At 70.9% G+C, this 26,945-nt stretch carries 16 protein-coding genes; 5 read left to right on the top strand and 11 right to left on the bottom strand.

Translation table 11 applies throughout. The features are described from left to right. A partial coding sequence (locus tag BCF44_RS51510) for a LacI family DNA-binding transcriptional regulator (protein ID WP_116181937.1) occupies positions 1–784 on the top strand: 784 nt, incomplete at its 5' end. A gap of 224 nt (positions 785–1,008) precedes the next feature. On the opposite strand, the gene BCF44_RS51515 is transcribed toward BCF44_RS51510, so the two are convergent. The 11 genes from BCF44_RS51515 to BCF44_RS51565 form a co-directional block, all read right to left on the bottom strand. Further along, positions 1,009–3,084 carry a beta-galactosidase gene (locus tag BCF44_RS51515; RefSeq protein WP_116181938.1) on the bottom strand — a complete coding sequence of 692 codons (2,076 nt, stop codon included), beginning with the start codon at positions 3,082–3,084 and terminating at the stop codon, positions 1,009–1,011. A gap of 59 nt (positions 3,085–3,143) precedes the next feature. Further along, positions 3,144–4,856 carry a cellulase family glycosylhydrolase gene (locus BCF44_RS51520; RefSeq protein WP_116181939.1) on the bottom strand — a complete coding sequence of 571 codons (1,713 nt, stop codon included), beginning with the start codon at positions 4,854–4,856 and terminating at the stop codon, positions 3,144–3,146. Between the two features lie 31 nt (positions 4,857–4,887). Continuing rightward, positions 4,888–6,894 carry a glycoside hydrolase family 31 protein gene (locus tag BCF44_RS51525; protein ID WP_116181940.1) on the bottom strand — a complete coding sequence of 669 codons (2,007 nt, stop codon included), beginning with the start codon at positions 6,892–6,894 and terminating at the stop codon, positions 4,888–4,890. A gap of 125 nt (positions 6,895–7,019) precedes the next feature. Beyond that, a complete protein-coding gene (locus BCF44_RS57145) occupies positions 7,020–8,894 on the bottom strand; it encodes an RICIN domain-containing protein (protein ID WP_246016296.1) in 1,875 nt (624 codons plus the stop codon). Positions 8,895–9,051: 157 nt separating this feature from the next. Then, complete coding sequence (locus tag BCF44_RS51535; protein WP_211353642.1) at positions 9,052–11,166, bottom strand: alpha-galactosidase; 2,115 nt, start codon at positions 11,164–11,166, stop codon at positions 9,052–9,054. Positions 11,167–11,186: 20 nt separating this feature from the next. Continuing rightward, the gene (locus tag BCF44_RS51540; RefSeq protein ID WP_116181941.1) at positions 11,187–13,160 is read right to left on the bottom strand and encodes a beta-galactosidase; all 1,974 of its coding nucleotides are present in this window, start codon (positions 13,158–13,160) and stop codon (positions 11,187–11,189) included. Continuing rightward, a complete protein-coding gene (locus BCF44_RS51545; RefSeq protein WP_116181942.1) occupies positions 13,157–15,193 on the bottom strand; it encodes a glycoside hydrolase family 31 protein in 2,037 nt (678 codons plus the stop codon). The genes BCF44_RS51540 and BCF44_RS51545 overlap by 4 nt, the downstream gene beginning before the upstream one ends. An 81-nt stretch (positions 15,194–15,274) precedes the next feature. Next, positions 15,275–16,297, bottom strand: a complete 1,023-nt coding sequence (locus tag BCF44_RS51550) for a LacI family DNA-binding transcriptional regulator (RefSeq protein ID WP_116181943.1) — start codon at positions 16,295–16,297, stop codon at positions 15,275–15,277. Between the two features lie 21 nt (positions 16,298–16,318). Next, positions 16,319–17,293, bottom strand: a complete 975-nt coding sequence (locus tag BCF44_RS51555) for a carbohydrate ABC transporter permease (RefSeq protein ID WP_116181944.1) — start codon at positions 17,291–17,293, stop codon at positions 16,319–16,321. Then, positions 17,290–18,225: an ABC transporter permease gene (locus BCF44_RS51560; protein ID WP_246016297.1), complete on the bottom strand. Its 936-nt coding sequence runs from the start codon at positions 18,223–18,225 to the stop codon at positions 17,290–17,292. Before BCF44_RS51560 ends, BCF44_RS51555 begins: the two co-directional genes overlap by 4 nt. Further along, the gene (locus BCF44_RS51565; RefSeq protein WP_147329011.1) at positions 18,222–19,901 is read right to left on the bottom strand and encodes an ABC transporter substrate-binding protein; all 1,680 of its coding nucleotides are present in this window, start codon (positions 19,899–19,901) and stop codon (positions 18,222–18,224) included. Before BCF44_RS51565 ends, BCF44_RS51560 begins: the two co-directional genes overlap by 4 nt. Before the next feature lie 191 nt (positions 19,902–20,092). On the opposite strand from BCF44_RS51565, the gene BCF44_RS51570 reads away from it, so the two are divergent. The 4 genes from BCF44_RS51570 (at position 20,093) to BCF44_RS51585 (ending at position 26,917) form a co-directional block, all read left to right on the top strand. Next, positions 20,093–22,873 (top strand): glycoside hydrolase family 3 protein, encoded by a 2,781-nt coding sequence (locus BCF44_RS51570; RefSeq protein WP_211353643.1) that lies wholly within the window; start codon positions 20,093–20,095, stop codon positions 22,871–22,873. 8 nt (positions 22,874–22,881) lie between these two features. Continuing rightward, positions 22,882–23,862 (top strand): acetylxylan esterase, encoded by a 981-nt coding sequence (locus BCF44_RS51575; RefSeq protein WP_116181947.1) that lies wholly within the window; start codon positions 22,882–22,884, stop codon positions 23,860–23,862. Between the two features lie 107 nt (positions 23,863–23,969). Beyond that, a complete protein-coding gene (locus tag BCF44_RS51580; RefSeq protein WP_116181948.1) occupies positions 23,970–25,472 on the top strand; it encodes a glycoside hydrolase family 43 protein in 1,503 nt (500 codons plus the stop codon). Beyond that, positions 25,469–26,917, top strand: a complete 1,449-nt coding sequence (locus BCF44_RS51585) for an alpha-L-fucosidase (RefSeq protein ID WP_116181949.1) — start codon at positions 25,469–25,471, stop codon at positions 26,915–26,917. The genes BCF44_RS51580 and BCF44_RS51585 overlap by 4 nt, the downstream gene beginning before the upstream one ends. Positions 26,918–26,945 lie beyond the last annotated feature (28 nt).

The following is a 26,945-nucleotide window of genomic DNA, read 5'->3' on the forward strand; positions in this document are numbered from 1 at the left end:
CTCCGATCCCTACTTCGCGCGGATCGTGGTCGGCGTCAGCCGGGAGGTCACCGCCGCCGGACTGCAACTCGTGCTACTACCCGTCCCGTCCACAAGGGACTGTCAGGCGCCGGCCATGCACTACCTGAGCAGCGGTCACGTCGACGGCGCGCTGTTCGTCAGCATGCGCGGCCGCAGTCCGCTGGATCTGGACCGGATCGAGGTCCCCGTGGTCATCGGCGGACGCCCGGTGCACGGCGGCCAGCACCGCCAAGTCTCCTACGTGGACGCCGACAACCTCGGCGGTGCGTCACGGGCCGTTCGACACCTCATCGACAGCGGCCGGTCCGTGATCGCCACCGTGGCCGGCCCCCGGGACATGACCGTCGGCCTGGACCGCCTCGCCGGCTACCGCCAGGTGATGGCCGACGCGGAGAGGTCCGACCACGGCCTGGTCTTCTTCGGCGACTTCGGCCAAGCCTCCGGCGAACACGCCACCACCCGACTACTAGAACGCCGCCCCGACGTCGACGCCATCTTCACCGCATCCGACCTGATGGCCGTCGGCGTACTCCGCGCACTACGCCGGGCCGGCCGCCGAGTGCCCGACGACGTCGCCGTGATCGGCTTCGACGACCTGCCCATCGGCCGCCACACCGACCCCCCACTCACCACCGTCCGCCAACCCATCGAGGAAATGGGCGCACGAATGACCGGCGAACTGCTCAGCCAGATCGTCGCCGGGCCCTCCGCACCACGCCGGGTCGTGCTCGACACCGAACTCGTGCTGCGCGCCTCGGCGTGAAAGACGCCGACCGGGCCGACGTCGATATCCGCCACCGGCGGAAAGCCGAAAGCTCCCCGAACGCACCGCGGAGGTGACTTGACCGGCGATACCGCGCCAAGCCGGTAACCAATCGGTCGAGGTCAGACCGCCAGTGCTCGACCCGCGCTGGGGCGTCAGCACTGGGAGTGCTCGCCACTCCCCTCACCGAGCCGGTCGTCGCGGCAAGGTCCACAAGCGCCGGCTCAGCCGGCGACGAAGACCCGCACATCCCAGGCGCCGAGGCGCACCTCCGCACCGCTGGGCAGCCAGCCGCCGTCCAGGACATCGGTCAGGCTCGTCGGCGCCTGGGCACGAGCGGGACGCCAGCTCCAGTTGTGCACCACGTGCACCCGCCGACCGTCCGTGCCGGTTCCGGTCATCACCGTGGCGGACGCAGGCAGGTCCCGCCAGCCGCTGACCGGCTCCGGCGCCAGCCAGGTGGCCAACGCCTGAGCAAGGCCGCGCCCGGGCACGGTACCGACGCTGGTGACGCGTCCACCGCCGTGACGGCGCGTGGTGGCCACGGGCCAGCGGCCGAAGTGCGGGTGGTCGTACTCGGCGAGCACCTCGGCGTCCTCGACGGTCAGGCCGTCCACCCAGTGGGTCGCCGAAGCGCCGTCGGGCAGCTCGAGCGGGCTGCCGGGCGTCGCCCGAACCGAAAGGTCGGCGGCGAGGTTGCTGAACTCGTCGTACCTGGCGCCCGCAGCCTCGGCCAACCGCGACTCGTGGCGGGCCCGGCCCTCGTGATCGGCGTAGCCGGTGCGGGGCCCCAGAACCAGGTGGCCACCGGCGGCCGCGTAGGCCACGAGCCAGTCGAGCATGGCGTCGTCGGCGAGGTACAGGCCGGCCGCGATCAGCACCGGATGGCGGCCCACGGCCAGGTCTGCCGGAATCTGGCCGAGCTGGCGGGCGTGGTAGATCCGCACCTGGCGGCCGGCGTCGAAGGCGCCGCGGTAGAACGGGTCGAAGATCCGGTCGTACGCGGCGGGATCCGGCCCGCCGTCGGCCTTCGCCAGCGGCGGGTACTTCTGCATCAGCCACTTGCTCGGCGCCGAGTAGACCATCGCGATGTCGGCGTCCGGCCGGATGCCGGCGACCAGCGCGCCGGCGGTGTCGAACTCCGCGCCGAGGCGGGCGATCTCGGCGTACACCCGGCCCGGGCGGCCGCTGTGCGGCAGGACGCCGCCCCAGTAGGTCTCCGCGCCGAAGTGCAGCGTGTGCCAGTGCCAGTACTCGATCATCCGGGCTCCGCGCGCCACGAGTGCCCACGCGGCCTGCCGCCACTGCCCGTCGAAGGCCGGGCGGTTGTCCCACGGCGAGCCGATCGCCTGGGCGTTGGTCTCGGTGACCAGGAACGGCTCCTGGCGGGAGGAGAAGATCCGGTCCGCGCTCTTGACCAGCCCCCACACCCCGGTCGCCAGCCACGGGTGCTCGCGGCTGCCGGTGGGCGCGGGCAGTTCGAGGCCGTCCTGCATGTCGTAGTACGGGTTGCCGGCCGTCACGTCGAGCTTGTCGGTCAGCTCGTCGTCCTGCAGCGCCGGATGCCCGTAGGCGACGCAGGTGGTGACGAACTGCTCGGGCCGGGCGTACTCGCGCACGATGTCGGCCTGCCAGGCCACGAACTCGGTGGTCTGCCGGGCCAGGAACGCCCGCCAGGCCACGTCGTACTGCGGCTGGGCGTTGCCGTCCGGCGTCCACAGATCGGCCCATGTCGACAACCGGTGCGACCAGTAGACCAGGCCCCACTCCCGGTTCAGCGTCTCGACGTCGCCGTAGGTGGCGCGCAGGTGATCGACGAAGCGTTGGAACACGCCGTGGTTGTGCGGCAGGCGCAGGCCCGGCTCGTTGTCCACCTGGAACCCGATCACCGCCGCATGCTCGGCGTAGCGGGCGAGGATGGCTCGGATCACCCGCTCGGCGTGGAAGCGGAACGCCGGGTGGCTGAAGTCGATCTCCTGCCGGGCGCCCCAGTCGATGCGGTGGCCCGTGGCGTGCTCGGCGGCGATCTCCGGGTACTGGCGGGAAAGCCAGGGCGGGACGGCGTAGGTCGGCGTGCCGAGAACGACCGAGATCCCGCGCTCGCGGGCCCCGTCGAGCACCGGCTGGAGCCAGTCGAGCTCCAACCGGCCGTTGTCCGGCTCCCACGTGGACCAGACCGACTCGCCGACCCGGATGACGGTGAACCTGGCCTCCTTCATCAGGTCCAGGTCGGCCTTGAGCCGCTCGTACGGCTGGTACTCGTGGTAGTAGGCGGCGCCGAACAGAACGCGGTCGGCCATGGGAGGACCTCCGGCGGAAGGGCGGCCGGGACGGGGGCACGCCCCGGCCGCCGGGGTCGTCAGGACGAGGTGCCGGTCACGGTGTTGCCGGACTTGGTCACGTGGTAGGTGAGGGAGGTTCCGGTCCAGTAGTGGAAGGTGAGCTTGACCGGCGCGCCGTCCTTGAGGCTGTTGAGGAAGTCGGAGGTCATGGTCGTGGTGCCGGCGGTGTAGTCAGGGGAGAACGAGTACCCGAACTGCTGGTACGAGGTCCAGCTGGCCGGGCCGGCATTCGTCCCGTCGGCGTAGGTGGCCTCCATGGTGGCCAGCAGGTCGCCGTGGAACTGGGTGGGGATGGCGAGCGAGGTGGTGGTGCCGGTCGCGTCCGAGAGCACGGGCCGGTCGGCCGACCTCACGTGGAGTTGCCAGGGCACGCCCCGCGAATACCGGACCTGGAGGGTCGAGTCGACGCCGTAGACGCGGTCGCCGGCCAGCCGGGTGAGCGCCCGGGAGGTCAGGGTCAGCTGGTTGCCGTCCAGGGTGTAGTCGAGGAACGGGATCAACGGGACGTCGCCCTGCCACAGGCCGGCGAAGAAGAGCCCGTTGGTGTTCAGGGTGATGGTCTGCGCGGGGATCGGACCGGTCTTCGGCACGAAGAGGTTGTCGGTGGAGGCGGTGCCCGAACGGGTGGTCCAGGAGGCCTTGATCAGGGCCTCCATCTCGGGGTCCACCCACTGCATGGTGGTGCGGTTGAGGAAGTCGTTGTCGGCGTCCCAGACCGCAGTGGTGAGGCCGTTGATCCGGGCCTCGTAGTCGACCTCCTCGAAGTACTTCAGCATCTCCCCGCGTTCGACGTAGCCGGAGTGGGGCGAGGTGAGCAGCCCGTACTCGCCGAGGTAGACGGGAATGCCCTTGGCCACGAAGGTGTCGTGCACCCGGGCGAAGCCCTCGGTCAGATCCTGCTGGGCCTTGGCGTCGAAGGTCGTGCCGCCGGCGATGTTCACACTGAACGGGTACCAGCTGTAGTAGTGCACGGTCGCCACCAGGTTGCGGTCGTGCAGCGAACTCATCGTCGCCGACAGGTCGTCGAGCCAGTTCTGGGCGGAGTTGGTCTCCTCCGCGGGAAGGACGAGCAGGCGGTCCTTGTTCCCCCCGCCGCTGTCGCGCACGATGTCGTGGAACGAGGTGTTGAGTTCTCGCAGGTACTGGGTCTTCTGGGCGTCGGTCGCGTTGGCGAACTGCGGCTCGTTGATGCTCTCCATGAGCAGCGTGCGCGGCTCGTCCTTGAACTCGGCGGCGATCTGCTGCCAGGTCGAGTCGAACCGGGCCATGATGTTGTCGTGGTCGGTGGACATGTACTCGATCCACTTCCACGAGTCGTGGTGCACGTTGATCTCGACGTAGAGCCCGTCCTCCAGGGCCCAGTCGACCACCTGCTTGACCCGCTTCATCCACACCGGGTCGATGGTGTACGGGGTGGTGTCGGACTGGTGGGGGTACCAGGTGACGGGGATCCGGACGCTGCGGAAGCCCCGGGCCCGGAGGCCGTCGAACGTGGCCTTGGTGGTGAGCGGGTTGCCCCAGGAGGTCTCGTCGGGAATGGCGTCGAGGGTGTTGCCGAGGTTCCAGCTGGGCTGCATCGCGGCCACGGCCTTCATCGGATCCGCCGGGGCCGACTGCGCCGCCGGCGTCGCGTGCGCGGGGACGACGGCGAGCGTGGCCATGGTCGCCACCGCGATCGGGATGCTCGCCAATAGTCCGAGTCTGCGCCTGCGGTGCCGTGTCTGTGTCATGTGCCGTCCTCTTCGGTTGATCGAACTGGGGTCAGTCGGCGGTGAAGGCGGCGGCCACGGCCGCGCCTTCACGGAGGAAGACCGGAATGTGCTCGAGCGGGGCCGCCGCGTCGACGGTGACGCCGCCGTCGTGGACGTCGCCGCTGGCCGGGTCCAGCCAGCGGGTCCCCGCCGGCAGATACACCGGCCGCGACCGCGCCCCGGCTTCGGTGACCGGGGCGACCAGCACGTCCGGTCCGAGCAGGAACTGGTCGTCCACCGTCCAGGCGCGCTCGTCGTCGGGGAAGTCGAAGAACAGCGGACGCATCGGCGGCGCGCCGGTGCGGTGCGCGGCCCCGGACAGCTCGGTCAGGTAGGGGCGCAGGCGTTCCCGCAACCGCAGGTGCGCGGCCAGGATTGCGTACGCCTCCTCGCCGTAGGACCACACCTCGTTCGGCCCGCCGGACATCGAGGCCGAAAACGCCTGGTTCGGTACCCGGTCACCGTGCAGCCGCATGATCGGGCTGAACGTGCCGTACTGGAACCATCGCACCACCACCTCCCGGTAGGCCGGATCGTCCGGGTCGCCGCCGAGAAAGCCGCCGATGTCGGTGTGCCACCACGGGATGCCGCTCATGGCGACGTTCAGTCCGGCCCGGATCTGGGTGGCCAGTGACGCGAAGGTGGGGGCGATGTCGCCGGACCACAGCGCCACGCCGTGACGCTGGCTGCCCGCCCAGGCGCTGCGGATCAGAGTCAGCGGACGGTCCTCACCGACCGACCGCAGGCCGTCCGCCACGCCCTGCGCGTGCAGCAGCGCATAGAGATTGCCCACCTGCACACCCGGCCCGGCGGCATAGCCGGCGTGCGCGGCCAGCTCCGGCGAGACGTCCGGCTCGCACGCGTCGAGCCAGAACACGCTGATTCCGTCGGATCGGTAGCGCTCGCTCAGCTGCTGCCACAGCAACTGGCGGGCACGGGGATGGGTGGCGTCGTAGAGGGCCATCGGCTGGTAGTCGGTTCCGTGGCCCCGAGCCGGCCAGTGCGAGGTGAGCAGCCCACCTTGACGGCGATCCCGCACCAGCAACCCGTCCGCCCGCAGCGCCTCGTAGTTGTCGCTGTCCGGCTCCACCATCGGCCACACCGACACCGCGAGCTTGACGCCGAGCTCCGACAACTCCTTCACCATCGCCGCCGGATCGGGCCACTCGCTCGGTTCGAAGCGCCAGTCCCCCATCCTCGGCCAGTGGAAGAAGTCGCAGACGATCACCGACAGCGGCAGCCCGCGGCGAGCGTGCTCGCGGGCCACGGCCAGCAGTTCCTCCTGATCGCGGTAGCGCAGCCTGGACTGCCAGAACCCGCTGGCCCACTCCGGCAGCAACGGCGGATGGCCGGTGGCATCGGCGTAGCCGGCCATGATCTCGGCCGGGGTGTCGCCCGCGGTGATCCAGTAGTCGACCTGCTGGGCGGAGTCGGCCACCCAGCGGGTGGTGTCGCCGGCCAACTCCACCCTTCCCATCGCGGGGTTGTGCCACAGCAGCCCGTAGCCGCGCGAGGAGTGCAGGAACGGGATGGCGACCACCCTGTTGCCCTGGACCAGGTCGATGACCAGGCCCTTCTGGTCCAGCCGGCCGTGCAGGTGCTGGCCCAGGCCGAAGATCCGTTCCCCCTCGTATGCCGTGAAGTGCTGCTCGATGCGGTAGCTGCCGTCCCCGCGAGGCGAGTGGATCCGCGGCCCGGGGTCCCAGGCGGTGTACGGCTGCTGGTCCGCGAGCAGTTCGCGGCCGGTCGCCGCGTGCAGGAACCGGATCCGGCCACGGGTGTCCGCCGCCACGGCGAGCCGCCCGTTGACCAGACGAGCCGATCCGTCGTCCAGGACCGTCAGCTCGACCCCGGAGGCCGGCGGGGCCGTCGTGTCGAGCGCGCCCGGCAGGTCGCTCTCGATCGCGGTGGCCGCGGCGCGGACCCGCACCGCGTGCGGACCCCAGGGCTCGATGCGCAGCACCTCCTGCGGCGTCCGCAGTTCGAGACCGCCGTCGTGGCGGATGAAGTCAGGCATGGCGTCTCCCTTGTCGACCGCGCTCGGAAGTCCGTAGCCGAACCGGCCGAAGTGGACGGTGCGGGCCGAGGGCGGCCCGGCGACGTGCGGGCGCCGGGCCGCCGGGTCAGTTCAGCCGAAACGGGTCAGCTGAACGTCCACTGCTGATTGCTCTGGCTCGACCCGCAGGCCCACAGCTGGACCTTGGTTCCGTTCGCGGTGCCGAACCCGTTCACGTCAAGACACAGTCCGGTTTGGACGTTGCTGACCGTGCCGCTGGAGTTGACGTTCCACTGCTGGTTGGCACCGCCGGTGCACTGCCAGATCACGGCGGCGGTGCCGTTGGCCGTGCCACTGCCGGAGTCGTCCAGGCACATCGGGGTGCTGGTGTTGTCGTAGAACCGGAACTCCTTGGCGGAGGTGCGGGTCAGGGCCTGGGCCGTCCCGCCGTTGCAGTCCCAGATCTGGGCCTGCGTGCCGGCCGTGGTGCTGCCGCCGTTGATGTCCAGGCACTTGCCCGCGCCGACCGCATGCAGCGCGCCGGTGCTCCCGCCCGTGTTGCCGCCGCCGCTCGGGTGCATCTGCACTACGACCACCGAGTACGCCGGGACCGTCTGGGTGGTGCCGCTACCGGTGGCGGCCGAGGTGATCGAGGTGCCGTTCTTCTGATAGGTGTACACGGTCGGGGTGGCCGAGGACGGCGTGAACCCGGTGTAGGACAGGGACACCGTGGTGCTGTTGTTCGGATCCTTGTTGATCAGCATCACGTTCACGTCGCCGTTGCCGCGGTGCACCGCGTGCGCGGAGATCAGCGAGTTCGAGCTGGTGGTCTGGACCAGCGAGTCGCCGGACTGGGCCAGCTTGCCGATCATCGAGATGCCGTAGTAGGGCGCGAACGGGGTGTTCACCGCCGGCTCGCAGGACGAGCCGCTGGAGATCACGGCCCCGTCGTCGTAGTCGGTGGCACCGTCCACAGTGGTGACATTGGAGCAGCTGGTGCCGTTGTGCATGGCCCAGTAGTCGACGGTGAACGCGCCGTTCTCGGCCCAGGTCAGCATCTGGTCCGGGGCGAACAACCCGTTCGGGGCGGTGTTCTTGTACTTGTCGGCGTTCGTCTCGGTGATCGCGATGCCCACGTTCGACGCGTTGCCGCCGGCGTACTGGTTGATCAGCGACCGCACCGTGCTGGCCATGCCCGGGACGTTGGCCTGCGGCTTGGCCAGCAGGTCGGCTTCGCTGGTGGTGGTCGGGTAGTCGTGCACGATCACGAAGTCGATCTTCGAGCCGGCGATGGACAGGACGGTGTGGTTCCAGTCCTGGGTGTCACCGGGGCCGACGATGCCGTCCGGCCAGCTGCCGGGCGTGGTGAGCACCGCCCCGATCTTGATGCTGGAGTCCACCGCCTTCATCGCCGAGACGAACTGGACCAGGTTGGTGGCGTACGTGGTGGCGCTGTGGCTGGAGTGCTTGTCGGTCTCCCACTGCGCGCCGTACTCGCCGTTGCCGGGGATCTCGTTGCCGATCTCCCAGTACTTGACGCCGTAGCCCTTGGTGACATTGGCGTACCGCACCCAGGCGGCCGCCTCGTCCGGCGTGCCCGACCCGTAGTCCGCGGTGATGATCGGCTGGGTGTGCGCCGCCCGGACCGTGCCCATGAACGTGTCGAAGTCGGTGTTCGGGGCGACGACGCCACCGTCGGCGGTGTTGGTCTGCCAGTGGTAGATGTCGGCGTAACTGCCGCCGGGATAACGCATCATCCCGATACCGGCGTTGCTGAGCAGCCCGGGAATGGCCGAGCCGTTCATGTTGCCGTCGTACACCTGGGTGTTCAGGCCGGGTGTGGTGGACGAGTAGTTGGCCAGCCAGTGGGTGGCGTCGACCGACACCGTCGCCGAGGTGGCGGCGGTGGCGACCGGGGCGGCGGCGGTGAAAGCGCCGGCGGACAGGGCGGCGGCGAGGAGCGACAGGGCAGCGGCCGGGGCGAGCAGGCGATCACGTCCGGCGCGATGTAACCGTTTCACGAAACCCTCCGTTGGGTCGTGGTTGCGGCAGGGATGTGGTGGTGCTCCCGTCTGCGGAACGGCGGGCTTCCAGCCGTGCGTTCGAGCACGGCGGCCTTGTGGGTGTTAGCGCTAACACGCACTGGCATGGCGATCCCGGAAAGTCCGAGTGGCGCGGTCAGCTGAGGCGGAGCAGGACGGCCGATGGAGCCGCGGGCAGGGTCAGCGCGAGTTCCGCCGCACCGGGGTTCCAGGCGGTGGTGGCGCGGGTGTCGGCGGGGAAGATCGGCGTCGCGACGGCCGGGGTGTCCAGCAGGTGGGGCAGGTGCAGGGTGGTGGTCGGGTCGGCGCCGGGGCGGCGCCACGCGCTCAGGTAGGTGGTGGTCGGGGTGCGCAGGGCCAGCGCCACCCATGGGTCGTCCCAGGCCGGCAGGCCCAGCGGCCACACCGGAAGCGCGCCCGGCAGGTCGGCGCGCAGGTCGCGGTAGACCGCCACCGCCTCGTGCACCAGGGCGCGCGCCGCCGGGCTCAGGTCGGCCAGCTGCCCGGACAGGTGGATCCGCCCGAGCAGCGCGCTCACCAGCGTGAACGCCACCTCGTCCGGGGTGTCGTCGGGCTGTGGGTAGGCCCAGACGGCGCCCTGTTCGGGGGCGACGGCGGCCGGCGCGGCGGCTGCGATCGGCGCGTAGAGCAGCAGGTTCTGTTGGTCGCTGGTGGACAGCAGCTGCATCCGGGACAGCAACGCCTGGTCCGCGCGCATCCCGCCGGACGCGCAGTCCTCAAGCACCAGGTTCGGGTGTCGGTCCAGCACGCCGTCCAGCCAGTCCAGGTGCGCCCGGTGGTGGCCGAGCGCCCCCGCGGCCGGGACCTCACCGGGGTGACCGGTCGTGCCGGAACCGGCGTCGATGTTGTGGTCCAGCTTCAGGTAGCCGACGCCCCACTCGCCGACCAACCGGTCCACCACCGCGTCCAGGTGCGCGCGGGCCGCCGGGTGCCGCAGGTCGAGCTGGTACCGCCCGGTCTCCACCACCCGCACCCCGTCGCGACGGAAGAACGCCGCGTCCGGCAGCGCGCTGGCGATCGGGCTGCGCATCCCGACAACCTCCGGCTCCAGCCACAGGCCGGGCACCATGCCACGCTCACGGATCCGGTCCAGCACCTCGTGGATGCCGCGCGGACCGGGAAACCGGGTGTTGGACGGCTGCCACTCCCCCACGCTGTCCCACCAGCCGGCGCTGTCGTCGTACCAGCCGGCATCGATCACGAAGTACTCCGCGCCGGCATCGGCGGCGGCATCCACCAGCGGCAGCAGCTTCGCCGTTGTCGGGTCACCCATCAGGCAGTTCATGTAGTCGTTGAAGATCACCGGCAGGTGTTCGTGGTCCGGGTGCGGGCGGCGCGTCGCCCGGCGGTGGCGGGTCAGCGCGCCAAACGCGTCATCCAGCCGGTCGCCGAACGCCACCGACACCGGCACCGCGCGGAACTCGCCGCCGGGCTCCAGCGGGTGCCGCCAGCCGTGGTCGCCGTCGGTGGGGCCGGACAGCGCAAGGTAGGCGGTGTCGTGCCGTTCCGAACATTCCCAGCGCCAGCCGCCGCCGTTGTGTTCGACCTGCCACACCAGGGCACGACCGGACCGGCGGTCGGTGAGCGCGCCCATCGGCAGGTGTCCGCAGCTGGACCACGTGCCCTGCCCGGCCAGCGCGAACGAGCCCTTGCCGTACCCGTACCGGACCTGCCGTCCGCTGAGCTGGGGCACCGCCGCCCGCAGTGGCCGACGCTGCCAGCGGAACTCGGCGAGCCAGTCGTTGTCGGCCCAGAGCACGTCGGCGGTGTCCGGGTCGACGTCGGTGATCGCACCGAGAGCCAGCGAGGTCACCGATTCGAGGTGCAGGGTGCCGGCGCCCTCGTTGCGCAGGGTCACCTCGGCGCGCAGGGCCGGCACGCCGTCCGGTGAGCGGTACACCACCTCGGCCACCAGCCCGGTGTCGGGATCCTGCAGCTCGACGGCGAGCACGTGCCACCCGCCGGCGTGACTGACGTGGTGCGCGCGGTACCGCAGCCGGGTGCCGACGGCGGTGTCCACCAAGCGGTGGCTGGACCAGTGCCGGCCGTGGCCGGTGGCGTTGACCTCGACGAGCGGCAGCGCGCCCGGCACCTGGTCGGGGACGTCGCCGGCGGACGGCCCACAACGGACCACCTGAACGGGACCGTCGTCGGTGACGCGGAGGTCGAGCCGCAGTGCGTCGTGGCCCCAACTCAGGATCGGGGAACGGGTCAGCGGGGTGGTGGTCACGGCAACCTCTCCTCGCAGAGTCAGGGCAGACGCAGCACGACGCAGCCGCCGGGCGGCAACTCGCGGGCGGTCGCGCCGGTGAGCAGGTCGTGGCCCGGTTCCGGCAGCGGCACTACTTCGGCGGTGTGGTTGAGCACGAAGTGCCAACGCCGGCCGTCCGGGGCGTGCCTGGTGACGGCTTCGACGCCGAACGGCAGCCCGGGCAGATCCGGCGCGACGCCCGCCTGGGCCAGCAACCGGTCGATCAGGACGGCGTAGTTCGCGTCGTCCAACCGGGTGGACAGGTACCAGCCCCGGCCATTGCCGTGGCGGTGCCGGGTGAGCGCAGCGGTGCCGTTGGTGTAGGCAGCGACGGATTCCGCCCCCTCGAGGCGCACGGACTCGCTCCAGACCGTGCCGTGCGAGCCGTCGGACAGGACGATCCGCTCGTCTCGGCGCAGCGGCCGGTACTCCTCGACGCGGATGCCCAGCGCCTCGCGCAGCGGCGCGGCGGGACAGCCGCCCAGGCGGGCATGGAACCGGGCGTCGACCACGCCGTTGAAGTGCTGGACCAGCAGCGTGCCGCCGTCGGCGACGTACCGGCGCAGGTTCTCCGCGCTGGCGTCGGAGAGCAGGAACAACGCCGGCGCCAGCACCAGCCGATACCGGCTCAGATCGTCGTCGGGACGGGCGAAATCCGTTGTGACGCCGGCATCCCACAGCGCCCGGTGCGCGCGGCGCAGCGCGCCGAGGTAGTCGAGTTCCGCTGACGGCAGGCCGTCCACGTCCATCGCCCACCAGGAGTCGGAGTCGTGCAGCACGGCGACTTCCGCCCGCACGGTCGATCCCGCCACCTCGCCGAGCCGGGTCAGTGCCTCGCCGAGCTCCGTCACCTCGCGGAAGGTGCGGCTGTCCGGCCCGGCGTGCGGCACCATCGCCGAGTGCCACATCTCGGCCCCCGCCTTGGACTGCCGCCACTGGAAGAACAACGCGCCCTCCGAGCCGTGCGCGATGTGGCCCAGGCTGTGCCGCAGGATCTCGCCGGGATCCTTGGCCAGCACGCGATCGCCGGCGTAGATGGTGTTCGCGCCCTGCTCCATCAGCAGCCACGGCCGCCCACCGCCGAAGGACCGCGCGCGGTCGCCGCCGAACGCGATGTCGGCGGCCGCGTCGACGCCCGGCGCGATCGGGTAGTGGTCGATGGCGACGAGGTCGACCTCGCGGCCGAACGCCCACAGGTCGAGGTTCTGGTAGCCGGGCACCATCAGGTTCGTGGTCACCGGCCGGTCGCTGTGGGCGCGGATGGCGTCCCGCTGGTCGATGTACGCGGCCAGCGCCTCGTCGGACCAGAACCGGCTGAAGTCCAGCCGCTGCCCCGGATTGTGGTGCCACTGGGTGGCACGCGGCGGCAGCACCTGGTCCCAGCTGGTGTAGTGCTGGCTCCAGAAGGTCGTTCCCCACGCCTCGTTGAGGGCGTCGAGCGAGCCGTGGCGGGCGTGCAGCCACACCCGGAAAGCCGCGGCGGTGTGCTCGCACCAGCAGAGCGTGGCGTACTCGTTGTGCACGTGCCACATCGCCACCGCCGGGTGGTCGCCGTAGCGCTCGGCCAGCACGGTGGCGATGCGGCGGGCCGCGCCGCGGTAGGCCGGGGCCGCCAGGCAGTACGTGTCGCGGCTGCCGTGCACCAGCCTCGTGCCGTCGGCGGTGACCGGCAGGGCGTCCGGGTGGGCGAGGGTGAACCACGGCGGCGGGGAGGCGGTCGGGGTGGCGAGGTCGACGGCGATCCCGTTGGCGTGCAGGCGATCCAGGTGGGCGTCGAGCCAGGAGAAGTCGAAGTGCCCCTCCCTCGGCTCCAGCAGGGCCCAGGAGAAGACGCCGACGGTGGCCAGGTTGACCCCGGCGCGGCGCATCAGCTCGTCGTCCTCCTCCCACACGGACTTGTCCCACTGCTCGGGGTTGTAGTCGCCGCCGAAGGCGAGTCCCCCGAGCCGGCGGACCAGGCGTTGTGTCGTCACGACTCCTCCCGGATCGGCAGTTGCGCGCCGTCGCGCAGGAACAGCGGGATGCGCTCGATGGGGGCCGCCACGACGACCGTCTGCCCGCCTTCGTGCTCCTCACCGGTCCACGCGTCGGTCCACCGCGCCCCCGCCGGCAGATGGACGGACCGTTCGCGGACACCGGCCTCGGTGACGGGGGCGACCAGCAGGTCGGGGCCGAGCAGGAACGCGTCCTCGACGCGCCACGCCGCCGGATCGCCGGGAAACTCGAGGAACAGCGGGCGCATCGGGGGCACACCGGTCTCGGCGGTCGTGCGCATCTGCGCCATCACGTACGGCCGCAGCCGCTCCCGGAGCCGCAGGTGCGCGGCGAGGATCTCGTACGCCTCCTCGCCGTAGGACCAGACCTCGTTGGGCCGGCCGGTCATCGCCGGCTCCAGCGTCTGGGACGGGCCGCGGAACCCGTGCAGGCGGAACAGCGGGCAGAAGGCGCCGTACTGGAACCACCGCACCAGCACCTCGCGGTAGGCCGGGTCGTCCGGGTCGCCGCCGTGGAAGCCGCCGATGTCCGTGGTCCACCACGGAACGCCGGACATCATCACGTTCAGGCCGGCCTTGATCTGGGTGCGCAGCGACGCGAAGTCGACGTCGATATCTCCCGACCACAGCGCAGCGCCGTAACGCTGGGCCCCGGCCCAGGACGAGCGGTTGAGCGAGACGATCTCGGTCTCGCCCGCCGCGCGCAGGCCGTCGTGCACGGTGCGGGCGTTCTCCCGGGGATAGAGGTTGCCGACCTCCAGGCCGGGGCCGGCGTGGTAGCGCAGGCCGTTCTGGTGGCCGGGCTTGAGTTCCGGCTCGGACGCGTCCAGCCAGAACACCTTGACGCCGAGCTCGTGGTAGCCGCGGCGGATCCGCTCCCACACGTAGTCACGGGCAGCCGGGTTGGTGGCGTCGTAGAAGGCGACCTGCGCCGAGTGCGCGCCGAGGCCCTTGTCCGGCCAGTCGGCGTGCGCGACCGGGCCGTACTCGGTGCCGATGAACAGGCCCTCGTCCAGCATCGGCTGGAAGTTCTCGCTCACCGGGCTGACCGACGGCCACACCGACACCATCAGCTTCACGCCGAGCTCGTCCAGCTCGCGGACCATGGCCGCCGGGTCGGGCCACTCGGCCGGGTCGAAGCGCCACTCCCCCAGGTGCGTCCAGTGGAAGAAGTCCGACACGATGACCGACAGCGGCAGCCCGCGCCGCTTGTACTCGCGGGCAACCTCCAGAAGTTCTTCCTGGGTGCGGTAACGGAGCTTGCACTGCCAGAACCCGGCCGCCCACTCAGGGAGCTCGGGCGCGTGGCCGGTCGCGTCGGCGTAGCGGCGGAGCACGTCGGCGGGGCGGCCGGCGGTGATCCAGTAGTCGATCTGACGGGCGCTGTCGGCGACCCAGCGGGTGGCCGTCTCGGCCAGCTCGACCCGGCCGATCGCCGGCGAGTTCCACAGCAGCCCGTAGCCGCGGTCGGAGACGAGCAGCGGGATGGTCACCTCGCCGTTGCGCTGGACGAGGTCGATCACCGCGCCCTTCTGGTCGAGCAGGCCGTGCGTGTGCTGGCCCAGACCGTACAGGCGCTCGCCCGGGTAGGCCCGGAACCGCTGTTCGAGCCGGTGGTAGCCGTTGCCGGTCGCGGTGGCCAGCCGCGGCCCCGGCCACCAGAAGTGGGCCGGCTGCTCGGCGAGCAGCTCGGCGCCGTCCTCGGTGCGCCGGAACGTCAGGCGGCCGGAGGTCGGCGTGAGGCCGGGGTTGATCCGGCCCTCGGTGCCGGCGTCGACGTGGACGGTCAGGCCGCCGTTGACGAAGGTCGCGTGGTGCTCGTCGATGGTGATCTGGGCCTTGCCGCCGGTCGGTGGCGTGTCCAGCAGCGCGCCGGGCAGGTCGTCCAGCAGCTCCCCGCCGGGAACGGCCCGAACCCGGACGGCGTCCGGGCCCCACGCCTCGATGCGCAGGGTCTCGCCCCTGGCCCGCCACTCGAGGGCGTCGCCGAGGTCGTGGAAATGCGCGGGCATGCGGTGCTCCTCGATGTTCTGGGCTGCGGGCGTGCGGGATCGGACCGTGCCGGCGGCACGGCCTGTCGGTCGGTTTCGGGGCTAGCGCGGGGCGGGGCCCGTGCTCTCGCGGACGGTCAGGACGGGATCGAGCAGGACGAGCTCGTCGGTGGGCCGGCCGCCTCTGCTGGCGGCGGTGATCCGGCCCATCACCTGTTCCACGGCGACGCGGCCGAGTTCCTTGGTCGGACCGGTCACCGCGGTCAGCCGGGGCGAGTACTGCTCCGCCAGCTGCTCCGGGCACAGCGCCACCACGGAGGCGTCCTCCGGCACCGTGCGCCCGCTGCTGCGCAGGAGGTTGAGCAGCGGACCGATCGCCCCCTCGTTCTGCACCACGAAGCCGGTGGTGTCGGGCCGGTCGGCGAGGACGCGGGCGAGCGTGCCGGCCGTGCTCTCGAAGGTGCCCTCGCACGACCGGTGCAGGAACCGCAGGCCGCGTTGGTCGGCGCGGGCGCGGAAGCCCGACAGCGTGCGCTCGGCGTAGCCGGCGTGGCGTTGGTAGACGCCGGCGCCGTAGCCGATGAAGGCGATCTCGCGGTGCCCGAGGTCGGCCAGGTGGTCCGCGCACATCGCGCCGGCGGCGGCGAAGTCGTGGTCCACGCAGGACAGTCCGCTCGCGTTGTCGGGCAGGCCGATCAGCGAGGCCTGCGTGCCCTGCGCGCGCAGCGCCGGGATGCGCTCGTCGTCCAGCTCGACGTCCATCAGGATGACGCCGTCGGCCAGGCCGCTGGCCGCGACCCGCCGCACCCCGTCCACGCCCTCGTCGTTGGTGATCAGCAGCACGTCGTAGCCGTGCTGGCGGGCGGCCATGGTGACCGAGATGGCGATCTCCATCATGATCGGCACGTACACGTCCGAACGCAGCGGCACCACCAACGCGATGATGTGCGAGCGGCGGGCGGCCAGCGCGCGGGCGCCGGCGTTGGGGTGGTAGCCGAGCTCGACGACCGACTCCTCGACCCGGCGCCGAGTCTCCTGGGAGATCGAGCGCTTGCCGCTGAGCACATAGCTGACCGTGCTGGCCGAGACGCCCGCGTGCCGCGCCACGTCGGCGAGTGTCACCATCGGCGGAACTCCTGTTTTCTCTCAGCCCTTGATCGCGCCGGTGAGTACGCCGGTGCGGAAGTGCTTCTGCACGAACGGATACACGATCAGCAGCGGCACCAGGGTCAGCACCACCACCGCCATCTGCAGCGATAGCGGCGCGGTCTGGGCGTGCGTGGTGCCGAAGCCGGCGTTGACCGAGCCCGGCAGGCCGTTGCCCCGGTTGACATAGGTGTACAGCACGTACTGCAACGGCCACTTCGCGCTGTCGGTCGGCATGTACAGCATCACGTTGAAGAACGAGTTCCAGTAGCCCACGGCGTAGAACAGCGCGATCACCGCGGTCACCGCCCGCGACGTGGGCAGCACCACCGACCACAGCGTCCGCCACTCCCCCGCGCCGTCGATCCGGGCCGCGTCGATCAGGTCGACCGAGGTGCTCGAGTAGAACGACCGCAGCACCAGGATGTTGAACACCGACACCGCGCTGGGCAGGATCAGCGCCCACCACTGGTCGTAGCCGCCCAGCCCGGTGACCACCAGGAAGGTGGGGATCAGGCCGCCGTTGACGAACATCGTGACGATCAGCAGCACCAGCACGAACCGGTGGCCGAACGACCGCGACCGGGACAGGCCGTAGGCGCACAGCACCGACACCACCATCGACACGGCCGTGCCGACCAGGGTGATGCCGAGGCTGACCAGCAGCGACGTGCGCACCGTCGAGTCGCCCAGCATCTCCCGGTACGCCTCCAAGGTCAGCCCGTCCGGCCAGATCACCAGCCCACCGGCCCGGTTGACCGCACCGGGGTCGGACAGGCTGGTCACCACGATGATCCACAGCGGCACCAGGATCACCGCGAGCATGCCGGCCAGCGTCAGACCCTTGGCCGCCTGGCCGGCCGGTGTCGGCGGTTCCTCCCAGGTCGGGCGGGCCGTCCGCCTCGCCCGCCGGCTGGCGGCACGCGACGTGGCGGCGGCCGCGGGGGCACGGTCGATCGTGAGTGCGTTCGTCATCGTCGGTACAACCCGTCTTCCCCGAAGGCGTGCGCCAGCCGGTTCGCTCCCCAGATCAGCAACAGCGAGATGATGCTCTTGAACAGGCCCGCCGCGGCGCCGTAGCTGTAGTTGCCGGTGGCGATGCCGTAGTAGAAGGAGAACGTGTCGAGCACGTCCGCGGTGTCGTGGCCGACCGCGTCGCGCTGGATCAGGAACTGCTCGAAGCCCACCGACAGCGCGTTGCCCAGGCGCAGCACCAGCATCAGCACGATCACGCCGCGCAGGCCCGGCAGCGTGATGTGCCACAGCCGCCGCCACCGCCCGGCGCCGTCGGCCGCGGCCGCCTCGTACAGGTCGGTGTTGATGGCGGCCAGCGCGGCCAGGAACACGATGATGCTCCAGCCGGCCTCCTTCCAGATCGCCTGGGACGTGACCAGCAGCGCGAAGGTGTGCGGGTTGGTCATGATGTCCCAGGTGCCGATGTCGTGCGTGCGCAGGAACTGGTTGAGCACGCCGGCGCCGCCGAGCATCTGCTGGAAGACGGTGATGGCCAGCACCCACGAGAAGAAGTGCGGCAGGTACACCACGGACTGCACGAAGTTGCGCAGCCGCTCGGACAGCACCGAGTTCAGCAGCAGGGCCAGCGCGATCGGGATGGGGAAGAACAGCACCAGCTGGACGAAGCTGAGGTAGAGCGTGTTGACCGTCGACTCCCAGAACAGCGGGTCGCCGAGCAGCTGGCGGAACTGGTCGAGGCCGACCCAGTCGCTGTGCCAGACGCCGACCAGCGGGTCGTAGTCCTGGAACGCGGTGAGCAACCCGAACAGCGGCACGTAGTTGAACACCACCAGCAGCGCCACCGCCGGCACGGTCATCAGCAGCAGCGAGCGGTCCCGCCGCAGTCGGACCAGCCAACTCAGCCGCGGTCGGCCGACGCTCGTGGTGGTCACTGGCCGGTACCGTACTTGTTCAGCACGTTGTCGGTCATCCACTGGGTGAGCCGGTCGCCCCCGCTGGACTTCCAGCTCGCGATCGCGGCCTGCACGTCGGACACCTTCTTCTTGCCGTGGTAGCAGTCCTTGATCGTGTCCTCGACGGCCTGCCCGGCGTCGGCCGTGGCCGCCCACTGCGGCATGCTGATGTTCATGTTCCAGAACACCGGCTTGGTCAGGCTCTTCACGTTGGCGGTCTGCCAGGCGGTGTAGTCCTTGGTGACGACGTCCCCGCCGGGGTTGCTGATCACCGACCGCGGGGACGCCAGGAACGGGAAGGTCGTCGCCTGGACGTTCTTCTTGCCTTCGTCGGTGAAGGTCGGCACGCCGTTCTGTCGGGTGTAGTGCACCCCCTCGACGCCGAAGTTGGCCATCGTGTACTCGGCGGAGCCGTAGGGCGCGGCCAGGTAGTTCGCGACCGACAGCAGCTCCTCGATCTGCGCGGGCTTCAGGTTGGCGTTGAGGTAGCTGATCATGGAGCTGGAGGCGCCCATGGACGTCCGGGGCGTGCCCTTGCCGTCGGCGGTGATGACGTTGAACGCGCCGCGCCGGTAGTTCGGGTTCGCCGCGACGCCGGACTGGTAGTCGGCGAGCACCCACGCGCCCATGCCGCCGCCCTGGATCAGCTCCTTGCCGGCGTAGAAGCGGGTGCCGCTGTTGGCGTTGTCGCCGGCCAGCGTGTCCGGGTGCATGTAGCCGGAGGTCGCCAGCTTGTAGTGCCAGTCCAGCGCGTCCAGGAAGGCCGGCAGCTCGTACTTGTTCACCAGCTTGCCGTTGTCGATCGCCCACTTGAACGGCAGGTTCCAGGCCCCGAACATGTAGGTCCAGACGTCGCCGAACGCCCACACGCCGCGCTTGGCGTCGGTCAGCTCCTTACCCAGGCTCATCAGGTCCTCGGCCGACCGCACCTGGTCGGCGGTGATGCCCTTGGACTCCAGGATGTCCCGCCGGTAGAACGTGCCGCCGGCGACGACGAAGCCGCTGGAGAAACAGGGGATGCCGTAGAGCTTGTCGCCCCAGGCCCCGACGCGCCAGGCGGCGCTGGGAATGGCCGCGAGGTTCGGGTACTTCTTGATCTTGTCGCCGGCCAGGTACGGCGTCAGGTCGGCCAGCTGCGAGCCGGCCAGTTCGCCGACGTTGAAGTTGGAGTTCCACCAGGACGGCAGGTTGATCCAGTCCGGTAACTGCCTGGCCGCCGTCATGGTCGGCACGATCGTGTTGTAGTTGTTGCCGTCGGCCGGCTTCATCGTGAGGGTGACGCCGAGCGCCTTGTTCATGGCCTCGTAGAAGGAGTTCCCCGCGGTCGGCACGGTCCCCCACAGCGGCGTGACCGCCGTGTAGCTGCCACCCCGGCCCGGCACGCCGGACACGGTGGTGACCGGATTGGCCGGGTAGCTGAGGAAACCGGGATCGGTCATCACGTCGGGACCGCCGGCCATCGACGGGAAGTCCGGTTTGAGGGCCGTGCTCGGCACGTAGGCGGGCAGCGCCGCCTGGAGTCCCGACGCGGTGTTCACAGTGCTCGTCTGGCTGGCGCTACCGCTGCACGCGGACAGCAGGGGCGCCGCCGCGGCGAGACCCGCGACCGAGGCGGCGGCGCTCAGGAAGTGTCTGCGATTCAACTCGATGCCCATGTGGCGGCGGCCCTTCTCCATTGAAGTGTCGAAGCGCTTGAACTGCCGGTGAGACTAGCGCCACATCTCAGCCTTCGACAAACGTTTCGATGGGTCCAAAATCCCTACTTGTGCAGGACATTGACAAGGCCGAAGCCGCATGTCACGGTTCGAACCGCTTGAATTCTGGCCTTCTGCGAGGGGTTTGCCACGTGACTTCCCTGTCCGCGTCCGCCACCGAACGGCTGCCGTACCGCGACCCGGCGCTCCCACTGGACAAGCGCATCGACGATCTGGTCGAACGGCTCACGCTCGACGAGCGGATCGCGATGCTGCACCAGTACGCGCCGGCGGTACCGCGTCTGGGCCTGGGTGCGTTCCGCACCGGGACCGAGGCCCTGCACGGCGTCGCCTGGCTCGGCGAGGCAACCCTCTTCCCGCAGGCGGTGGGCCTCGGCGCGACCTGGGACGAGGAACTGGTGCGTGCCGTCGCCGAGGCGGTCGCCGTCGAGCAGCGCGCCTTCCACCACCACCGCCGCGCCGCCGTCGGCGCCGGGCCGATCAGCCTCCAGGCGTGGGCGCCGGTGGTGAACCTGCTGCGCGACCCGCGCTGGGGGCGCAACGAGGAGGGCTACTCCGAGGACCCCGTGCACACCGCCCGCCTCGCGACGGCCTACTGCCGCGGACTGGCCGGCGACGACCCGCAGTACATGCGCACGGCCCCGGTGCTCAAGCACTTCCTGGCGTACAACAACGAGGACGACCGCTGCACCACCTCGTCGAGCCTGCGTCCCCGGGTGCTGCACGAGTACGACCTCGCCGCCTTCCGGCCGGTGATCGCCGACGGCGCCGCGACCGGCGTGATGGCCGCCTACAACCTGGTCAACGGCCGTCCCTGCCACGTCAGCCCGCTCATCAACGAGCTGCGCCGCTGGTCCGACGAGGAACTGTTCGTGGTCAGCGACGCCGAGGCGCCGTCGAACCTGGTCGACCCCGAGCACTACTTCGACGACCACGCCGAGTCCCACGCCGCCGCGCTCAAGGCCGGCATCGACAGTTTCACCGACCACGGCGAGGACAGCGGCGTCCCGATCGGTCGGCTGCGCGAGGCACTGCGGCGGGGCATGATCGACGAGTCCGATGTGGACCGAGCGGTGCGACGGCAGCTGCTGGTCCGGTTCCGGCTCGGGGAGTTCGATCCCGACCTCGACCCGTACGCGGGCATCGGCCCGGAGGTGATCGACTGCGCCGAGCACCGCGACCTCGCCCGGCGGTCGGCGACCGAATCCGTTGTGCTGCTGCGCAACGACGGCATGCTGCCGCTCGCCGCGCCCCGGGTCGCGGTGATCGGCCCGCTCGGCGACATGCTGTGCGAGGACTGGTACAGCGGCACTCCGCCATACCGGATCACCTGTGTGGACGGGCTGCGCGCGGCGCTCGACGACGTGGTGTTCGTCGAAGGCGCCGACCGCGTCGCGCTGCGTTCACACACCAGCGGCGCGCTGCTCGGCACGTTCGATATCACCGACTGGGGCGGCGCGGCGCTGACCCTGCGAGACGCCGAGACCGGCCGCTACCTGAGCCTCAAGAGCGACGACACGCTCGTCGCCGACCAAACGCTGATCAAGAGCTGGGAGGTGCGAGAGACCTTCCGTCTGGAGGCCGACGGCGACGCCGTGCTGTTGCAAAGCGTCCTGACCGGACGGTTTGCGGCGGCGGACGGCACGGTCACCGCGGAGACCCGCGAGGACGCCGAACGCTGGCACCGCGAACTGGTGCGCGACGGCACCGCGGCGGCGCGGGCGGCCGCCGAGGCGGCCGACGTCGCGATCGTCGTGCTGGGCAACCATCCGCTCATCAACGGCCGCGAGACACAGGACCGCGCCTCCATCGCGCTGCCCGCGGGGCAGGAGGCGCTGCTGCGCGCCGTCGCCGAGGTCCGGCCGAACACAGCGCTGGTCGTGATGAGCAGCTACCCCTTCGCCCTGGACTGGGCGCATGAGCACCTGCCCGCCGTGGTGTGGATGTCCCACGGCGGGCAGGAATCCGGCCGCGCGCTGGCCGACGTGCTGCTGGGCGAGGCCGAGCCCGGCGGCCGGCTGCCGCAGACCTGGTACCGGGGCGACGACGAGCTGCCGGATCCGCTGGACTACGACGTCATCAAGGCGGGCTGGACCTACCAGTACCACCGGGCGACGCCGCTCTACCCGTTCGGCCACGGCCTGTCCTACACCACCTTCGACTACCGTGACCTACGCCTGTCCAGCGCCTCCGTCGATCAGAACGGTTCCGTCGACGTCTCGGTGACGCTGGCCAACACCGGCCCGCGGGCCGGAAGCGAGATCGTCCAGCTCCACGTCCGCGCGCTGGACGCCCGCTACCAGGCCCCCCGGGTGCGGCTGGCCGACTTCGGCAAGGTCCGGCTCGATCCGGGCCAGAGCCAGGAGCTGACGTTCCACCTGCCGGCCGAGGCGCTGGCCCACTGGGACGTCGCCACCGGCGCCTTCACCGTCGACCCGGGGGCGTACGAAGTGGTGGTGGCCCGCTCCGCCGACGACGTCATGCTGTCGGCGCCGCTCACGGTGATCGGCCCAGCTCCCTCGCCCCGGCGCGTCGTGGACCGCCGCACGTCGAGCGTCGACTTCGACGACTACGCGGATATCACCATCGTCGACGCCACCCGTGAGACCGGTGACGCGGTCGCCGCGACGGGAGCCGGGACATTGTGGTTCCACTCCGTCGACCTGTCCGGCGCGGTCCGGATCGAGGCGGAGGTCAGCCGGGAGGGCGACGGCTCGGCCCCGGCCTGCCTGGAGTTCAGGACCGGCGACCGGCTCCTGGCGGAGCTCTCGGTGCCCATGACCGGCGGCCGCTACACGTGGTCGACCGTGGCCGCCGACTTCCCGGCGCCGCTGGCTGGCGTCCATGACCTCCGACTGACCCTGTACGGCGACTTCCGACTCGCCGCCTTCCAGTTCCGCTCGGCCCGCTGAGGACCCCCATGCCTTTGACCGACTCCTCCCTGGACGAACTCGTGCGCTATCGACCGGACCTGCCGGCGCCGGAGGACTTCGACGCCTTCTGGAACCGCACGCTCGCCGAGGCCCGCGCCCACAACGGCTCCGTGCGGGTCGATCGAGTCACCGACCAGCACCTGTTGCGCACCGTCGAGGTGGAGGACGTGCGCTTCCCGGGCTGGAACGGCGAACCGGTGGCGGCCTGGCTGCTCCGCCCAAGGGACGCCGACGGCCCGCTGCCCGTCGTCGTGACGTGCATCGGCTACAGCGGCGGCCGCGGACTGCCCACCGACCACCTGCTCTGGTCCGCCGCCGGGTACTCCCAGCTCGTCGTCGACAGCCGCGGGCAGGGCCACGACACCCCCGACCGCACCGAGGGCGACGGCACGCAGTGGGCCGAGGGCTTCATGACCCGCGGCATCGACTCCCCCGACCACTACTACTACCGACGCCTGATGACCGACTGCGTCCGCGCCGTGGACGCGGTTACCGACCTGCCCGGCCTGGACCCCGACCGGGTGATCGTCACGGGCGGCAGCCAGGGCGGCGGTCTCGCGCTCGCCGTGGCGGGCCTGGCGCCGGGTCGGGTGGCGGCGGTCATGCCGGACGTGCCGTTCCTGTGCCACTTCCGCCGCGCGGCGGAGATCACCGGCGAGGGACCGTACGTGGAACTGGCCAAGTACCTGCGCTGGCACAGCCGGCACAACGTCGAGCCGGCCTTCGCCACACTGTCCTATTTCGACGGTGTGCACTTCGCCCGCCGCGCGACGGCGCCGGCGTTGTTCAGCGTCGGCCTCATGGACCCGATCTGCCCGCCGTCGACCGTCTACGCCGCGTACAACCACTACGCGGGCGCGGACCGCACCATGACCGTGTGGCCGTTCGCGGACCACGGCGGCGGCTGCGGGTCGAACCCGGCCGTGCAACTGGCCTGGCTGCAGGACCGTGGACTGACCCCGAAGTAGTCGTTGGACCGCTCCGGAACAATGCCCTGACCGCACCGGCCCCACCGGCGCGCCCGCGACCGCCAGCGGGCGCGCCGGTGGTCCGCCCATGACCGGAGAGAAGATCGATGGCCGAGACGTTCGCCAATCCCGTCATCCCCGGGATGCATCCGGATCCCAGCATCTGCCGCGTCGGCGAGGACTACTACCTGGCGTGCTCCAGCTTCGAGTACTTCCCCGGCGTGCCGATCTTCCACAGCCGCGACCTGGTGCACTGGACCCAGATCGGCAACGCGCTCGACCGCCCCGGGCAACTGCCCCTGCCGGTGGGCACGCCCGCCTCGGCCGGTGTCTACGCCCCGACGCTGCGCCACCATGACGGCCGGTTCTGGCTGATCACCACGAACGTCGCCCCGGGCGGCGGCAACCTGCTGGTCACCACGACCGACCCGGCCGGCCCCTGGTCCGACCCGATTCCGCTGCCCGGAGTCCCCGGCATCGATCCCGACCTCGCCTGGGACGCCGACGGCACCTGCTGGTGCACCGTCGCCGGCGTCTCCCAACTGCGCCTGGACCCCGACACGGGGCGAGCCCTCGACGAACCGCGCCGGATCTGGTCCGGCACGCCCGACGGCAAGGCCCCCGAGGCCCCGCACCTCCACCGCATCGGCGAGCACTGGTACCTGATGATCGCCGAGGGCGGCACCGAGCGCGGCCACGCCGTCTCGATCGCCCGGGGTCCCGCGCCCAGCGGACCGTTCGAACCGTGCCCGGACAACCCCGTCCTGACCCACCGCGGCACCGATCACCCGATCCAGAACACCGGCCACGCCGACCTCGTGCAGGCCGTCGACGGCTCGTGGTGGATGGTGCTGCTGGGCGTGCGGCCGCGCGGTGGCACCCCCGGCTGGCACGTGCTCGGCCGCGAAACGTTCCTGGCCCCGGTGACCTGGGTGGACGGCTGGCCGGTCGTCGGCGAACTGGCCATCGACCAACCTGTTCCGCCGTGGCCGACGCACCCGGTCGCGCCACTGCCGGCGCGCGAGGACTTCGACACTTCGCAACTGGCCCCACACTGGATCTCGATCCGCAGGCGGCCAGTGGAGGACTGCACCACCGAGCGGCGTCCCGGCTGGCTGACCCTCCGTGCCCGGGGCGGCTCACTGGACGAACAGGACGTCACCTTCGTCGGCCGCCGCCAGCAGGACCTGTACTGCGAGGCGCGCGTTCTGCTGGACACCGCCGAGGGCCGCGGCGGCCTGGCCGTGCGCCTCGACGAGGAACACCACTACGAGATCGAGGCCGGCGAGGGCCAGGTGCGCGTCCTGGCACGCGTGGGTTCGCTGCGGGCGCAGGCCGCGGCGGTGCCGCAGCCGGACGCGGCGGTCACCCTGGCGGTCCGCATCGTCCCGGTCCGCGAACCGGGCGGTCCGCGCGTGGGACCCGACACGATCGTGTTCGGCCTGTGCGGCGCGGACGGCTCGTTCACCGAACTGGCCGCGCTGGACGGCCGCTATCTGTCCACAGAGGTGGCCGGCGGCTTCACCGGCCGCGTCATCGGCGCATACGCCGCATCAGGCACCGCCCACGTCGACTGGTTCGACTACCGCCCGCTCGAGGAGACCGCATGACCAAGGCCGACGTCCCCCATTTCCTCGATGTCGTCGACCGGCGTGTCGCCACCGGCCCGTTCCTCGCGACCTGGGAATCCCTGGCCGACTACCGGGTTCCCGACTGGTATCGGGACGCCAAGTTCGGGATCTTCATCCACTGGGGTCCCTACAGCGTCCCGGCGTTCCGCAACGAGTGGTACTCGCGCAACATGTACCTGGCCGACCAGCCCGAGTACACCCACCACCGAGACACCTACGGACCGCAGGACGAGTTCGGCTACAAGGACTTCATCCCGCTGCTCACCGGTGAGAACTTCGACCCGGACGCGTGGGCCGCCCTGTTCCGACAGGCCGGAGCCCAGTACGTGGTGCCGGTGGCAGAACACCACGACGGGTTCGCCATGTACGACTCGGCCCTCACCCCGTGGAACGCGAGCGCGATGGGGCCCAAACGGGACGTGATCGGCGAACTCGCCGACGCGGTGCGCGCCAAGTCGATGGTGTTCGGGCTGTCCTCGCACCGCGCCGAGCACTGGTGGTTCTTCAACGGCGGCATGCGCTTCGACTCCGACGTGCGCGCCGGCCGGCACGCCGACCTCTACGGCCCAGCCCAGTCCGAGGAACTGCCGCCCAGCAAGGATTTTCTCGACGACTGGCTCGCGCGCACGGCCGAGCTGGTCGAGCGCTACCAGCCCCAGCTGCTCTACTTCGACTGGTGGATCCACCAGCCCGCGTTCAAGCCCTACCTGCCCCGGCTCGCCGCCTTCTACTACAACCGGATGGCCGACGTGGATCGCGGCCCCGTCCTGGCCTACAAACACGCCGCGTTCGCGCCCGGCACCGCGGTGTACGACGTCGAACGCGGCGTGAGCGCGACGCTGCGCCCCGACCCTTGGCAGTCGGACACCTCCGTGTCGCGCAATTCGTGGTGCCATGTCGAGAGCCACGACTACAAGAGCGGCGCCGAACTGCTGGCCACGCTCGTCGACACGGTCAGCAAGAACGGCTGCCTGCTGCTCAACATCGGCCCGCGCGCCGACGGCGCCATCCCCGAGCACGAGATCGGGCTGCTCCGCGAGATCGGCGCGTGGCTGGCCGTCAACGGAGAGGCGATCTACGCTTCCCGCCCCTGGACCGTGTACGGCGAGGGGCCGACCCGGATCAGCGACGGCCAGTTCACCGACGGCAGCCAGGTCACCTACCAGCCTGAGGACCTGCGCTTCACCACACGCAAGGAACACCTGTACGTGACCGCCCTCGGCGGCGTGCGGGACGGCCGGATCGACGTGCGCTCCCTGAGTCGGGACCTGACGCTGTTCCCGCAGGAGATCGGCACGATCCGGCTGCTCGGCCACCCGGAGCCGCTGCAGTTCGAGCGCGGCCCACACGCGCTGACCGTGCGGCTGCCCGAACGCGCCGCCGAAACGCCGATGCCCGTGCTGCGCGTCGACCCCGCGCACTGACCTACCTTTGCCCTGCCGGCAAACGACT

The sequence above is a fragment of the Kutzneria buriramensis genome (genome assembly GCF_003387475.1).
Lineage (GTDB): Bacteria > Actinomycetota > Actinomycetes > Mycobacteriales > Pseudonocardiaceae > Kutzneria > Kutzneria buriramensis.